Source organism: Streptomyces sp. PTL18, from assembly GCF_059510295.1.
This window is the reverse complement of the sequence record NZ_JCAJZO010000005.1, coordinates 235,580-249,663: the sequence shown is the minus strand read 5'-3', so window position 1 is coordinate 249,663 and position 14,084 is coordinate 235,580. Positions and strand designations below refer to the sequence as shown.

The window sequence follows — 14,084 nt, the reverse complement described above, 5'->3', positions numbered from 1 at the left end:
TGACACAGCTGGTCATGTCCGCGTCAGAAGTGCACGTGAGATGTTATTACCATCGCTGTTGGGGCTTGTTGTTTTTTGGGGGGAGGCGGGAGGTCGGTGTGACCGGATCTCGACGCACCACCGCGACGTCCGCCGCCGTGCGCCCCGGCGCGGCGGGCGCCCCCGGCGGGCTGCCCCACCGCCTTTACCAGGCGTTTGTTCCGGGAGGCCGGACCTCGGAAAAGGGAGCGTACGTTGTCACAGGGGCCGGGTAGTCTCGAAAGACGATGACCGAAGACATGTCTCCCGCCGAGCGCTACGCGAACGCCATGCGGCGCGCCGCCGAACAGGCCACCGCGCTGACCGGCTTCCGAGCGATGTACGACTTCGAGCTGGACCCGTTCCAGATCGAGGCCTGTCAGGCCCTTGAGACGGGCAAGGGCGTGCTGGTGGCCGCGCCCACCGGCTCCGGCAAGACGATCGTCGGCGAGTTCGCCGTCCACCTGGCCCTCGAACAGGGCAAGAAGTGCTTCTACACGACCCCCATCAAGGCGCTGTCGAACCAGAAGTACAACGACCTGTGCCGGCGCTACGGCGCGCGAAAGGTCGGCCTCCTCACCGGTGACAACAGCGTCAACTCCGACGCACCGGTCGTCGTGATGACCACCGAGGTCCTGCGGAACATGCTGTACGCGGGCTCGCAGACGCTCCTCGGCCTCGGCTATGTCGTCATGGACGAGGTGCACTACCTCTCCGACCGCTTCCGCGGCGCCGTCTGGGAGGAAGTGATCATCCACCTGCCGGAGTCGGTGACCCTGGTGTCGCTGTCGGCGACCGTGTCCAACGCGGAGGAGTTCGGTGACTGGCTCGACACCGTCCGCGGCGACACCGAGGTGATCGTCTCCGAGCACCGGCCCGTGCCGCTGTTCCAGCACGTGCTGGCCGGCCGCCGGATGTACGACCTGTTCGAGGAGGGCGAGGGCCACAGGAAGGCCGTCAACCCCGACCTGATGCGCCTGGCCCGCATGGAGGCCAGCCGCCCGATGTTCCAGGACCGCAGGCGGGGCCGCGCCATGCGCGAGGCAGACCGCGAACGGGAGCGCAGGCAGCGCGCCCGGGTGTGGACCCCGAGCCGGCCCGAGGTCATCGAGCGGCTGGACGCCGAGGGCCTGCTGCCCGCGATCACGTTCATCTTCAGCCGCGCCGCCTGCGAGGCCGCCGTCCAGCAGTGCCTCTACGCCGGGCTCAGGCTCAACGACGAGGAGTCGCGGGAACTGGTGCGCGCCCTGGTCGAGGAGCGCACCGCCTCCATCCCCTCCGAGGACCTGCACGTCCTCGGCTACTACGAGTGGCTGGAAGGACTCGAGCGAGGCATAGCGGCCCACCACGCGGGCATGCTGCCGACGTTCAAGGAGGTCGTCGAGGAGCTGTTCGTCCGCGGCCTGGTGAAGGCCGTGTTCGCGACCGAGACCCTCGCACTCGGCATCAACATGCCCGCCCGCTCGGTGGTCCTGGAAAAGCTCGTCAAGTGGAACGGCGAACAGCACGCCGACATCACCCCGGGCGAGTACACCCAGTTGACCGGTCGAGCGGGCCGCCGCGGTATCGATGTCGAAGGCCATGCCGTGGTGCTGTGGCAGCGCGGCATGAGTCCGGAGCACCTGGCCGGGCTCGCCGGCACGCGGACCTACCCGCTGCGCTCCAGCTTCAAGCCGTCGTACAACATGGCCGTCAACCTGGTCGAGCAGTTCGGCCGGCACCGCTCCCGCGAGCTCCTCGAGACGTCCTTCGCGCAGTTCCAGGCCGACAAGTCGGTCGTCGGCATCTCCCGCCAGGTACAGCGCAACGAAGAGGGCCTCGCCGGGTACCAGGAGGCCATGACCTGCCACCTCGGCGACTTCCAGGAGTACGCCCGGCTGCGCCGCCAGCTGAAGGACCGCGAGACCGAGATCGCCCGACAGGGCGCCACCCAGCGTCGTGTGGAGGCCGCCGTCGCGCTGGAGAAGCTCAAGCCGGGAGACGTCATCCACGTCCCGACGGGCAAGTACGCGGGTCTGGCACTCGTCCTGGACCCCGGCCTGCCCGCCGGCCGCTCCAACGGCCACCGGGGCCTTGAGCACCAGGACGGCCCGCGCCCGCTCGTCCTCACCGCCGAGCGGCAGGTCAAGCGGCTGGCCACCATGGACTTCCCGGTGCCCGTCGAACCGCTGGAGCGGATGCGGATCCCGAAGTCCTTCAACCCGCGCTCCCCGCAGTCCCGTCGCGACCTCGCCTCCGCGCTGCGCACCAAGGCCGGGCACATCCCGTCGGAGCGGCACCGCAAGCGGCGCTCCCAGGCGGCCGACGACCGCGAGATCGCGAGGCTGCGCGCAGCGCTGCGCGCCCACCCCTGCCACGGGTGTGACGACCGCGAGGACCACGCCCGTTGGGCCGAGCGCTACCACCGGCTGATGCGTGACACCAAGCAGCTGGAACACCGTATCGAGGGCCGCACGAACACCATCGCGCGTACGTTTGACCGGATCGTGGCGCTGCTCACGGAACTGGACTACCTGCGCGGCAACGAGGTGACCGAGCACGGCAAGCGACTCGCCCGGCTCTACGGCGAACTCGACCTGCTCGCCAGCGAGTGCCTGCGCGAAGGCGTCTGGGAGGGCCTCGCCCCGGCCGAACTCGCCGCCTGTGTCTCTGCGTTGGTCTACGAGGCCCGGGTCGGCGACGACGCGATGGCGCCGAAGCTGCCCTCGGGCAAGGCCAAGGCCGCGCTCGGCGAGATGGTGCGGATCTGGGGGCGTCTGGACGCCCTGGAGGAGGAGTTCCGCATCAACCAGACCGAGGGCGTCGGCCAGCGCGAACCCGATCTGGGGTTCGCGTGGGCCGCGTACATGTGGGCCGGCGGGAAGGGGCTGGACGAGGTCCTGAACGAGGCGGAGATGCCGGCCGGTGACTTCGTGCGCTGGTGCAAGCAGGTGATCGACGTGCTGGGACAGATCGCGGCGGCTTCTCCCGTGGAGGGCTCCACCGTGGCCGGGGCCGCGCGCAAGGCGGTCGATCAGTTGCTGCGGGGGGTTGTGGCCTATTCGTCGGTGGGGTGAGCCTGCGCTACCCCCGACGCAGATACGACCGCCAGCCGCCGTACGACGTGATGTCCCGTGCGTCCGTCAGGGCGCCGGGCTCGCACAGGAAACCCGGGACATGCGTGCCGTCGGCCAGTTCCACGCTGCCCAGCGTCATCGGGCGGGGCAGAGCCGTCAGCAGGCGGCCCAGGCCCTCGGCGGGCAGGCGCCAGACCTCCGTCTCGATCGCCGCGCCGCCTTCCCCCACGTGGACCAGGCCCGGCTTGGGCGGGTCGGTGGGCAGGGCGTGCAGGCGGTAGAGCGGGGCCGTGGTGGTCGTACGGTCCAGCCGGGCGCCCAACGCCGGCAGTTGAGGGTTCAGGGGCTGGCCCGACAGGTGTGCGCCCACCACGGCGACACACGTCTCCGGTTCCAGCGTCCGGGCGATCCGGGCCAGCCGGTCGTCCGTGAACGCCGGGCCGACCAGCATCACGCCGAACGGCAGCCCGTTCACCTCGCCCGCCGGGACGGCCACCGCCGCCAGGTCGAACAGGTTGGTGGAGTTGGTGAAGCGGCCCAGACGGGCGTTGGCGCCCAGGGGGTCCGCGGCGACCTCGGCGAGGGTGGGGTGTCCCGGGGCGGTGGGCAGCAACAGGGCGTCCGCGTCGCCCAGTTCCGCGAGGGCGTGGGCGCGCAGGGCGGCAAGTCGTGCCTGGTCGGCGAAGAGCTGGTGCGCCGGGAGGTCCCGGGCCCGGGTGATGATGCCGGCGACCGTCGGATCGAGGCCCCCGCCCCTCGCGGCGATCAATTTGTCGACAAAGCTCCCGACCGCCGTGTAGCGCTCCGCCACGAACGCGCCCTCGTACAGCATCGCGGCCGCCTCCGTGAAGGGAGCGAGGTCGATGCTTCGCACCTCGGCGCCCGCGTCGGCGAGCCGGCCGGCCGCGGCGTCGTAGGCCTGAGCCCAGCCCTCGTCCATGTCACCGAGGTGGGCGCGCGGCGGGACCGCGACGCGCCACGGGCCCGGTGGCCGCCGGGGGAGCGGAGGGAGCGCACGGTCGGGTGGCGAGGTCATGTGGGCAAGGGCCTGCTCGGCCTCGGGGAGCGTGCGGGCGAACACCGTGACGCAGTCGATCGAGGCGCAGGCGGGCACGACACCGGTCGTGGGGACGAGGCCGCGGGTGGGCTTCAGGCCGACGATGCCGTTGAAGGCGGCCGGGACGCGGCCCGAGCCCGCGGTGTCGGTGCCGAGGGCGAGATCGACGATGCCGAGCGCCACCGCCACGGCTGAGCCCGAGCTGGAGCCGCCGCTGATGCGGGCCGGGTCGTGGGCGTTGCGTACGGCGCCGTAGGGGGAACGGGTGCCCACCAGGCCTGTGGCGAACTGGTCCAGGTTCGTGGTGCCCAGCGCCACCGCGCCGGCTGCGCGCAGGCGTGCGACGACCGGGGCGTCCTCCTCGGGTGCGTACGCGTACGCCGGGCACCCGGCCGTGGTGGGCAGGCCCTCGACGTCGATGTTGCCCTTCGCGGCGAAGAGCCTGCCGGCCAAGGGGAGGCGTTCGCCCGCGGCCACGCGTGCGTCGACTGCCCTTGCTTCGGCTTCCACGTCGGACTGGTCACGGAGATTGATCCAGAGCTCCGGTCGGTCGACGGCTTTCATGCGGGCGTATGCCTGGCGGACTCGGGTCAGGGTGGACATCTGTGCTCCTGGGCTGGGGTGGGTTCGTCGGCCGGCCGCCGGTGGGTGGTGTGTGCCCACCCGTTCCGCCCCGCGGAACGACTGCCCACACACCACCGAGCCGCCTTCACGTCGCCGTCGGGTGCAGGGGGCCGAGGACCACCAAGGCCGTGCCCGCGTCCACCTGGGCGCCCGGTCTGGTCAGGATCTCCGTCACCACGCCGTCGACCGGTGCGTGCACTCTGGACTCCATCTTCATCGCCTCCAGGGCCATCAGCGGCTGCCCGGCCGTCACCGCCTCGCCCGGCTCCACGTTCACCTGCCACACGGACGCGGCGAACTCGGCCTCGAGGAGGCGGCCACCCGGGGGAACCGCCACCTCGGACGGCGCCGCAGGGACGGTCGCCGTCTCCTGGCGGGCGAACTCGCCCGCAGCCTCCCACGCGGTGCGTTCCGCAGCGAATGCTGCCTGCTGGCGGGAGCGGAACCCGGCGATCGAGTCGGCGTTCCCGGTGAGGAACGCCTGGTACTCCGCCAGGGAGAAGACGCCCTCCTCGATGCGCGGCACGAAGCGGCCCGCGACGATGTCCGCACGCAGCTCCAGCAGTTCCTCCGCGCTCACCGGGTACCACTTGATGCGGTCGAAGAAGCGGAGCAGCCACGGGGCGCCCGGCTCGAAGGCGCCCCGCTGCCGCCAACCCGACCACACCTGGGTGGTCCGGCCCACGAACTGGTAGCCGCCGGGGCCCTCCATGCCGTAGACGCACAGGTAGGCGCCACCGATGCCGACCGAGTTCTCGGCGGTCCAGGTGCGCGCCGGGTTGTACTTGGTGGTCACCAGGCGGTGGCGCGGGTCCAGCGGCGTGGCCACCGGGGCGCCCAGGTAGACATCGCCCAGACCCAGGACCAGGTACTCGGCGTCGAAGACCGTGCGGTACACGTCCTGCACCGAGTCCAGGCCGTTGACGCGGCGGATGAACTCGATGTTCCACGGGCACCACGGCGCGTCGTCGCGCACGCCCGCCATGTAGCGGGCGATGGCCTCACGGGTGGCGGGGTCGTCCCAGGACAGCGGGAGGTGGACTGTGCGGGAGGGGACGACCAGTTCGTCGGTGGGAGGCAGGGTCGCGACCATCTCCCGTACCCGGGCGAGCACCTCGGGCTGGGGGAGCCTGTGCGGGTCGGTCCGGATCTGCAGGGAGCGGATACCGGGGGTGAGGTCGGTGACTCCGTCCAGGCACGCTCGCGACACCGCCTCCATCAGCGCGTGCACCCGCATCCGCAGGGCCAGGTCCAGCCGCATCGGACCGAACTCGACCAGCAGGTTGTCGTCGCCGCTGCGCCGGTACGTCACGTCGCCGTCCCGGGCCAGTATCCCGCCGTCCACGAGGGCGGGCCGGGGCGTGCCGTCGTCGGCCAGCGGGGCGAAGCGGACGGTGTCTCCCGGGCGCAGCTGGCCGAGCTTCCAGCGTTCCCCGGTCGGCACCGTCGCGGGGCAGACGAAGCCGCCGAGCGACGGGCCGTCCGGGCCGAGCAGGACCGGCATGTCGCCCGTGTAGTCGACGGCGCCGACCGAGTAGGGCGTGTCGTGGATGTTGGACGGGTGCAGGCCCGCCTCGCCGCCGTCCGGGCGCGCCCAGCGCGGCTTCGGACCGACCAGACGGACTCCGGTCCGGGCCGAGTTGAAGTGGACCTTCCACTCGGCGGCGTAGAAGTCGCGGACGTCGTCCTCGGTGAGGAACTCCGGGGCCGCGTGGGGACCTTCCAGGGCTCCCAGCAGCCACGACGAGGCGAAGGCCGGGCGGTCGGCGGCCGGCACCGGAGTGCCCCGGGTCACCGTGCCGCCGTGCAGGACGTCCCCCGTGCGCAGCGCCCGGCCGCCGTGGCCGCCGAACCGGCCCAGCGTGAAGGTGGCCGTGCTGCCCAGGAAGGCGGGCACGTCCAGGCCGCCGCCCGCGAACAGCACGTAGGTGCGCAACCCGTGCTCGGACGGTGCCCCGACCTCCAGGACCGCGCCCGCCGGCACTGTCACCGGCTCCCACTGCGCGAGAGGCGCGCCGTCCAGCGTGACCGGCGCCGGGGCACCCGTGACGCACACCGTGGTGGCGTGCGTGAAGCGCAGCGCCGGCCCCTGGAGGGTGCACTCCAGGCCGGGTGCGCCCTCCCGGTTGCCGAGCGCGCGGTTGCCGAGCCGGAAGGAGAGGTCGTCCATCGGGCCGCACGGAGGCACGCCCACCTGCCAGTAGCCGGTGCGGCCCGGCCAGTCCTGCACGGTGGTGAGGGTGCCGGCGGACAGCACCTCGATACGGGGGGTCGGGTCCGTGACGGTGGCGAGGGTCGCCGTGGAGTGCGTGGCGGACCGGAAGGCGTCAGCCGCCAGGGCCGCACGGAGCTGGCCCAGGTTGGTCTCGATGCCGTCCACCCGGGTGCGGGCCAGGGCCTCGTCCAGCCGGCGGAGCGCGTCCTCGCGGTCCGGGCCGTAGGCGATCACCTTGGCGAGCAGGGGATCGTAGGAGGTGGTGACCTCCGTGCCCGTCTCGATCCAGCCGTCCACGCGCACCCCTTGAGGGAACTCGACCCGGGTGAGGAGTCCGGCGCCGGGGCGGTGGTCGCGGGAGGGATCCTCGGCGTAGAGACGGGCCTCGACGGCGTGGCCGCGGGGCGGCCCCGGGTCCCGTACGACGCTGTGGTCGCCGCGCGCCAGGCGCAGCATCCAGGCGACCAGGTCGACGCCGTAGGTCTCCTCGGTGACCGGGTGCTCGACCTGGAGGCGGGTGTTGACCTCCAGGAAGTAGGCCTCCTCGCGGGCCGCGTCGTACACGAACTCGACGGTGCCTGCGGACCGGTAGCCGACGGAGGCGCACAGGTCGCGCGCGGAGGCGGCCAGTTGCCGCCGTATGCGGGGCGGGAGCCCCGGTGCCGGTGCCTCCTCCACGACCTTCTGGTTGCGGCGCTGGAGGGAGCAGTCGCGGTCGCCGAAGGCGACGACCTTCCCGGCGCCGTCGCCGAAGATCTGCACCTCGACATGGCGGGCATGCTCGACGAGCCGCTCCAGGAACACACCGGTCGTGGAGAACGAGGCGGCGGCGACCCGCTGCACCCGCTCCCACGCCTCGCTCAGTTCGCCGGCGGAGCGACATGCCGACATACCGATGCCGCCGCCCCCGCCGGTCGCCTTGAGCATCACGGGATAGCCGATCTCACCGGCTCGCTCCAGCGCCTCCTCCAGGGAGGAGAGCAGGCCCGTGCCGGGGGCCAGCGGTACGCCCGCCGCCCGGGCCGCCGCCCGCGCGCTGTGCTTGGTGCCGAACAGCTCCAGCTGTTCCGGGGTCGGGCCCACGAACACGATCCCGGCGTCCTCGCAGCGCCGCGCGAACGCCGCGTCCTCGGACAGGAAGCCGTAGCCCGGGTGGATCGCCCCCGCGCCGGTGTCCTTCGCGGCCTTGAGCACCAGGTCCGGATCGAGGTAGGACTCCTTCGCGGGCGCCGGGCCCAGCCGTACCGCCCGGTCGGCGAGACGGACGTGCGGTGCCGAGCGGTCCGCGTCCGAGTACACCGCGACGGTGCGCAGGCCGAGTTCGCGGGCCGTGCGCAGGATCCGGACGGCTATCTCGCCCCGGTTGGCGACCAGCAGCGTGTCGAAACTCATGCGGTGTGCCCCTGACCGGTCCCGATCGCCATCTCCACCGCCGTCGGCGCGAAGCCGTTGCACGGGTTGTTGATCTGCGGGCAGTTGGACACGAGCACGAGGACGTCCCGCTCGGCGCGCAGGGCCAGTGAGAGCCCGGGAGCCGAGATGCCGTCGACGATGCCGAGGGTGCCGTCCTTCTCGACGGGAACGTTCATGTACCAGTTGATGTTGGACACCAGGTCGCGCTTGCCGAGGCCGTACTTGGCGCCCTCCGCGAGGAAGTTGTCCACGCAGGCGTGCTGCGACCAGGTGTGGTGGCCGTACCGGAGCGTGTTCGACTCCTTCGAACAGGCGCCGCCGAGAGTGTCGTGCCGGCCCACGTCGTCCGCGACGACCGTCATCAGCGGGGTGTGCTCGTTGGACAGCAGCACGCTGCCCGTGGTCAGGAAGACGGTGCCCTGTGCGTGGATCGTGTCGGGGGCGCTGTAGCGCACGGAGGTGTCGTGGGCGTCGTAGACGAGGAAGTCGACCGCCTGGTTGCCGTGCAGGTCGGTGACGGTGAGCGTCTCGCCGGCGCGTACGACGGCCGACCAGGCGGCACGGTCGGGAACGACGGTCTTCACGGTGTTCACGCGAGCCCCCTCGCGGCGAGGAGTTCGGCGGTGTTCAGGAAGGCCCGGCGGCCCTCTGGGGTGGCCTCCCACAGTGGGTCGCCCGGGCGGGTGGCCTCCGAGCGCCAGGCGAGGACCTCCAGCGGGGTGCACACGTAGTCCGGGCGCGGATCGACCGGGTGGGGGACGTTGGCGAGGAGCACCGTGACGTCCTGTTCGGTGCGCAGGGTGACGCTGCCGCCGGGGCCGACGGAGCCCGTGAAGTCGAGGGTGCCGTCGTCGCGGACCTCCACGCCCTGGAGGAACGACAGCGACGGCGGCAGGTCGCGCGGCTCCAGCCCGTTCTTCGCCGCGGCCAGTTTGAACAGCTCGCGTCCGGCGGGGGACGGGGACTGCGGGGTGCCGTCCCCGTAGCGCTCGGTGTTGCGGGTGAGTGTGGAGGTGCCGCAGAGCGCGTCGTGCCGCCCGGAGGTGTCGGCGACGACCGAGGCGAGGACGCGGCCCTGGTCGGACAGCAGCAGCCGCCCCTCACCGAGGTACGCGTTCCACTGCACCTTGACCGTGTCGGCGACGTTCAGCCGCTCCCACGGACGGTCGGCGACGAACAGCAGCAGATGGGCGCAGGCGTCGCCGCACAGGTCCGTCAGCCGCAGCTCGGTGCCGCGGGCCAGCACCCGGTGCGTGTAGTTGCCGCCCGCCACGGTCTCCGCCCACACCAGGTGGCCCGCCTCGCAGGGCGGTGTGGGCCAGGCGCTCGCCGGCACGACGGGCATGGCCTCGGCACGGGTGCCCTCCTGTGCCCGGGCGTGGTCGCGTGCTCCGTAGGTGGTCGCTGTCGCCATCGCGGGACCTCCGGGGTCGGGTGACTGCTGCGGTGATTTCTGTCGCCCGACAGAAATTAGGCGGGGGTCGCGTCGTCGCCGTGTCCCGGGTGTTGCCGGTTGGTTTCCAATCCTTCACGGCGTGCGCCGGCGCGCCGGTCGTCGTGCCGCGCCGAGATCGTCGTACGGCGCCGTGTGCGAGGATCGACCGCATGGGAACCGGTGGTGGACGGCGGGTCGGCAGGCCGCGGGCGGAGCGACGGCCCGACAGCGGACTGCCGCCGCGTGAGGAACTCCTCGTGGCCGCCGCCGAGTTGTTCACGACCCGCGGGTACGCGGCGACCACCACGCGGGCCGTGGCCGAGCGGGCCGGGATGCGGCAGGCCTCCATGTACCACTACGTGTCGGGCAAGGAGGAGCTGCTCGCCGAGCTGCTGGAGTCCACCGTCACGCCTTCGCTGTCCTGCGCGCGCGACCTGCTCGCCGATGACACCGCCCCGGCCGAGAACCGGTTGTGGGAGCTGTGCCGCACCGACGTCGAGCTGCTGTGCGACGGCCCGCACAATCTGGGCGGCCTCTACCTGCTGCCCGAGGTGCGCTCCGAGCGGTTCGCCGGCTTCCATGCCGTGCGTGCCGAACTCAAGGACGCCTACCGGCAGTTGATCGCCGCCACCCGTGCCGGCTCCGGCCTCGCCAAGGGCGAGCTGGATCTGCGGACCGATCTGGTCTTCGGGCTGATCGAGGGCGTCATCCTGGTCCACCGCTCCGACCCCGACCGCCCGGTGTCCGTCTTCGCGGAGGCCACGGCGGACGCGGCGCTGCGCATCGCCGGGGTCTGAGGCTTCCCTCGGGGCGGAAGTCCAGAAGCCTCGGGTCCCCGGTTTCCTGAGCCCCAAGTCGACCCACGCGCAGGGGATTCACCTGCCCGGGCGGTCCGCTTCGCTCACCTGTCCGCGGTGACCGTATGTGTTCGAATCGAAACCCACCGTGGGAAAAGTGCCGAGCGTACTCCTGACCCGAGGGGCATTTCAGGTGCTTGCCGAATATGACATGGCGATGATCCGGTCGGACTAAGCTCGCCCGCGGCGCACCGAGTTGATGCGTATTCGTGCGCCTGTTCCCAAACATGACGATGATCCAGTTGTCATCCCGTTTCGCTCCGGTACCTACCCGCCTTTTCCCGTAAACACCCCCCGACTCAGCCGATTCCATCTCAGAGGGCATACATGGTGAGTGTTGAATCGCCTCCCGCCGGCCGCGAACTTGCCTACGCACGCGTGCTGTTGGTGCCGGTCATACTGATGTCCGCGGCGACGGGGGCCGCCGTCGCCGTGCTCGCCGGGCCGGCCCGGGCCGCCGTCGGCTGGGGCGGGGCCGTCGCCACTGTCCTGGTGACCGCCGTCGCGGCCGTGGCGGTCCACCGTGAACGCGCCCTGCGTGCCCTGCGCGCCGAGTGCGCGGAGCGCACCGCCCTCCTGGAACGGCGGATCGCCTCCCAGAACGACGACCTCGACTACCTGCGCACCGAGATCGTGCCCAGGGCGGTCGCCAAGCTGCGCGAAGCCATCTCGCCCGCACAGGTGCTCGCGCAGCTCGTCGACGGGACGCCGGAGTTCCGCGGGATCCCCGACGCGCAACGCCGGTTGCTGAAAGCGATGCTCCAGGTCATCGACCGTGAGATCGCGCGGCGCGACTCCGCGCTGCGCGCCTTCGTCAACATCGCCCGCCGCGTCCAGGCCATCGTCCACCAACAGGCCAACGAACTGCGGGAGATGGAGGAGGACCACGGTCTGACCCCCGAGGTCTTCGACGACCTGCTGCGCCTCGACCACGGCAACGCGCTCATCGGCCGCCTCGCCGACTCCATCGCCGTCATCGGCGGCGGCCGCCCCGGCCGCAAGTGGCCCCAGCCCGTGCCGCTCTACAGCTGCCTGCGCGGCGCGATGAGCCGGATCCTGGAGTACCGCCGGATCGAACTGCACTCCATCGCGAAGGTCAACATCAACGGCGAGTCGGTCGAGCCGATCATCCACGCGGCCGCCGAACTCCTCGACAACGCCACGCGCTACTCGCCGCCCAACACCAAGGTGCACGTCACCGCCACCGAGGTGCAGACCGGTGTCTGCGTCGAGATCGAGGACGGCGGAGTCAGCCTGAGCGGCGAGAACCGCGCCAAGGTCGAGAGGATGCTCGCCGAGGCCCAGGCCGGCGTGGACGTCCAGCAGCTCGGCGAGGCCCCGCGCCTCGGCCTCGCCGTCGTCGGACGCCTGTCGTCGATGTTCAACATGGAGGTCTCGCTCCGGAAGTCGGCGTACGGCGGCGTCCGCGCGATCCTCGTCGTCCCGAACGACATGACGACCACCGACCCCGCCCCCGGCCAGGCCCACGGCGTCGGCATCACCTCCATTCCGACCCTGGACAACGACGGAGTCGAGGGACCCAAGCGCAAGGACAAGCCCCGCCGCCCCACCACCGGGCCCCGGGTCAGGGAGCGGCTGCCCCTCGAGGACGACGTCCCCGTGGTCACCGAGTGGACGGCCAACGGCCTGCCGCAGCGCCGCAGCCGGGTCAAGATCCCGCTGAGCCAGCAGATCGCCGAGGCCGCCGCCGCGGAAGCCGCCGCCCAGGCCCTCAAGGCCAGGAGCCATGCCCCGGTGAGCCCCCAGCCCGAACGCAAGAAGAAGGACGAGCCGCCCCCCGGCATGTGGGTGGAGGCGTTCTTCGCCGGTCTCAAGGCCGACCCGGACCCGAACGCCTTCTCCTCCGGGCCGCCGGACGACGCCCCGCACGCAACCACCAGCACCGACGAGCCGGCCGCTGCCCAGGCCGACGACGAGGGGGACCCGAAGTGATCCAGCAGCGAGGCAACCTGGACTGGTTGCTGAAGGAACTCGCCGACGGCGTGCCGGGCATCCACCAGATCGTGGTGCTCTCCGCCGACGGGCTGCGCATCGCCCGCTACGGCGGTGACCCGGACGCCGCCGACCGCGTCGCCGCGGCCTGCGCCGGGCTGCAGAGCCTGGCCGCGGCGGTCGCCGTCGAGATGCCGGACAGCGACGGCCGGATGCGCATGGTCATCATCGAGATCGACGGCGGCTACTTCTACATGATGGAGGCCGGCCCGGGAGCCTACCTGGCGGTGCTCTCCGACGTGGTCGCCGAGGCCGGCCTGATGAGCAACCGCATGCGCGATCTCGTCATCCGCATCGGCGACCACCTCACGAGCCCGCCGCGACGCACCGGGCAGACCGTATGACTCCTCCGCAACGGCGCCGGCGCCATCCCAGGGAACAGCCTCCGCCGGAGCCTGTCACCGAGGGCGGCGCGGCGGAGGGCGAGGGGAGGCAGCCCGAGCGGCTGTACATCCTCGCCGGTGCGGCCGACGCGGGTGAACGGGCCCTCATCGACCTGGTCACCCTGATCGTGACCAGCGCCGATCCGCCGCCCGCTGCCACGCCGGAGCAGCAGGCGCTGCTCCGGCTCTGCCGGGCCCCTCTGTCCGTGGCCGAGATCTCGGCCTATCTCAGTCTGCCGTTCAGTGCGGTGACCATGCTGATCACCGATCTGATGGCGGCCGAACTGGTCCAGGCGCGCGCCCCGATCGTCCGGCAGGCGGTGCCCGACCGTTCCCTCCTCGAAGCGGTGATGCATGGACTTCAAAAGCTCTGACACCGTCCCGGGGCCGCCCCCCGAGGACCACCTGCCGCACACCACACAGGCCGCGGTCAAGATCGTCGTCGTGGGCGGGTTCGGAGTCGGCAAGACCACCATGGTCGGTTCCGTCAGCGAGATCAGGCCGCTGACGACCGAGGAGACCATGACCCAGGCGGGCATCGGAGTCGACGACGACTACGGCTCCGACAGCAAGACGGCCACCACCGTGGCCATGGACTTCGGCCGGATCAGCATCACCGAGCAGCTGGTGCTCTACCTGTTCGGCACCCCGGGCCAGGAACGCTTCTGGTTCCTGTGGAACGGCCTGTTCGAGGGCGCGCTCGGTGCCGTCGTCCTGCTCGACACGCGCCGCCTCGAGGTCAGCTTCGATGTCATCGGCCGGCTCGAGGAGCGCGGCGTGCCCTTCGTGGTCGCCGTCAACTCCTTCCCCGACGCGCCCCGTTACGCCATCGATGAGCTGAGGGGGGCACTCGACCTGCCGATCGAGATCCCGATCATGGAATGTGACGCCCGGCGCCGGGCCTCCAGCCGCGAGGTCCTGATGACGCTGATGCGTTTCCTGCACTCCCTGGCGATGCGTCGCGCCCCCGTCTGAGGCCGCCCACGCAGCCGGCCATCTCTCGCCCCCTTCCT

Annotated in this window: 9 protein-coding genes and 1 pseudogene; 6 read left to right on the top strand and 4 right to left on the bottom strand. The window is 71.7% G+C overall.

The window, feature by feature from the left end; genetic code table 11:
• Window positions 1-234: 234 nt before the first annotated feature.
• Window positions 235-3,074 (top strand): annotated as a pseudogene (locus AC5WS8_RS12270) (DEAD/DEAH box helicase).
• A gap of 7 nt (window positions 3,075-3,081) precedes the next feature.
• Here the strand turns inward: AC5WS8_RS12270 and atzF are convergent.
• The 4 genes from atzF to AC5WS8_RS12250 form a co-directional block, all read right to left on the bottom strand.
• Window positions 3,082-4,734, bottom strand: a complete 1,653-nt coding sequence (gene atzF / locus AC5WS8_RS12265) for an allophanate hydrolase (protein WP_496103363.1) — start codon at window positions 4,732-4,734, stop codon at window positions 3,082-3,084.
• A 106-nt stretch (window positions 4,735-4,840) separates the two neighbouring features.
• On the bottom strand, window positions 4,841-8,362 hold the full coding sequence (locus AC5WS8_RS12260) for a 5-oxoprolinase/urea amidolyase family protein (protein WP_496103362.1): 3,522 nt from the start codon (window positions 8,360-8,362) through the stop codon (window positions 4,841-4,843).
• Entirely contained in the window at window positions 8,359-8,967 is a 609-nt protein-coding gene (locus AC5WS8_RS12255) for an urea amidolyase associated protein UAAP2 (protein WP_496103532.1), read from the bottom strand. Before AC5WS8_RS12255 ends, AC5WS8_RS12260 begins: the two co-directional genes overlap by 4 nt.
• Before the next feature lie 5 nt (window positions 8,968-8,972).
• Window positions 8,973-9,797 carry an urea amidolyase associated protein UAAP1 gene (locus AC5WS8_RS12250; RefSeq protein ID WP_496103361.1) on the bottom strand — a complete coding sequence of 275 codons (825 nt, stop codon included), beginning with the start codon at window positions 9,795-9,797 and terminating at the stop codon, window positions 8,973-8,975.
• Between the two features lie 191 nt (window positions 9,798-9,988).
• Between AC5WS8_RS12250 and AC5WS8_RS12245 the strand changes: the two genes are divergently transcribed.
• The 5 genes from AC5WS8_RS12245 to AC5WS8_RS12225 all read left to right on the top strand — a co-directional run bounded on the left by AC5WS8_RS12245 (window position 9,989) and on the right by AC5WS8_RS12225 (window position 14,046).
• Window positions 9,989-10,615 (top strand): TetR/AcrR family transcriptional regulator, encoded by a 627-nt coding sequence (locus tag AC5WS8_RS12245; protein WP_496103360.1) that lies wholly within the window; start codon window positions 9,989-9,991, stop codon window positions 10,613-10,615.
• Between the two features lie 387 nt (window positions 10,616-11,002).
• Window positions 11,003-12,628 (top strand): sensor histidine kinase, encoded by a 1,626-nt coding sequence (locus AC5WS8_RS12240; protein ID WP_496103359.1) that lies wholly within the window; start codon window positions 11,003-11,005, stop codon window positions 12,626-12,628.
• Entirely contained in the window at window positions 12,625-13,032 is a 408-nt protein-coding gene (locus AC5WS8_RS12235; RefSeq protein ID WP_496103358.1) for a roadblock/LC7 domain-containing protein, read from the top strand. Before AC5WS8_RS12240 ends, AC5WS8_RS12235 begins: the two co-directional genes overlap by 4 nt.
• A complete protein-coding gene (locus tag AC5WS8_RS12230) occupies window positions 13,029-13,445 on the top strand; it encodes a DUF742 domain-containing protein (RefSeq protein WP_496103357.1) in 417 nt (138 codons plus the stop codon). The genes AC5WS8_RS12235 and AC5WS8_RS12230 overlap by 4 nt, the downstream gene beginning before the upstream one ends.
• Window positions 13,426-14,046 carry a GTP-binding protein gene (locus AC5WS8_RS12225; RefSeq protein ID WP_496103356.1) on the top strand — a complete coding sequence of 207 codons (621 nt, stop codon included), beginning with the start codon at window positions 13,426-13,428 and terminating at the stop codon, window positions 14,044-14,046. Before AC5WS8_RS12230 ends, AC5WS8_RS12225 begins: the two co-directional genes overlap by 20 nt.
• The last annotated feature ends 38 nt before the right edge of the window (window positions 14,047-14,084 follow it).

Bases quoted from the DNA above. Each gene is read 5' to 3' on its own strand.
- AC5WS8_RS12225 (WP_496103356.1), top strand. From the start codon at position 13,426: ATGGACTTCAAAAGCTCTGACACCGTCCCGGGGCCGCCCCCCGAGGAC.
- atzF (WP_496103363.1), bottom strand. From the start codon at position 4,734: ATGTCCACCCTGACCCGAGTCCGCCAGGCATACGCCCGCATGAAAGCC.
- AC5WS8_RS12240 (WP_496103359.1), top strand. From the start codon at position 11,003: ATGGTGAGTGTTGAATCGCCTCCCGCCGGCCGCGAACTTGCCTACGCA.
- AC5WS8_RS12245 (WP_496103360.1), top strand. From the start codon at position 9,989: ATGGGAACCGGTGGTGGACGGCGGGTCGGCAGGCCGCGGGCGGAGCGA.
- AC5WS8_RS12260 (WP_496103362.1), bottom strand. From the start codon at position 8,362: ATGAGTTTCGACACGCTGCTGGTCGCCAACCGGGGCGAGATAGCCGTC.
- AC5WS8_RS12230 (WP_496103357.1), top strand. From the start codon at position 13,029: ATGACTCCTCCGCAACGGCGCCGGCGCCATCCCAGGGAACAGCCTCCG.
- AC5WS8_RS12250 (WP_496103361.1), bottom strand. From the start codon at position 9,797: ATGGCGACAGCGACCACCTACGGAGCACGCGACCACGCCCGGGCACAG.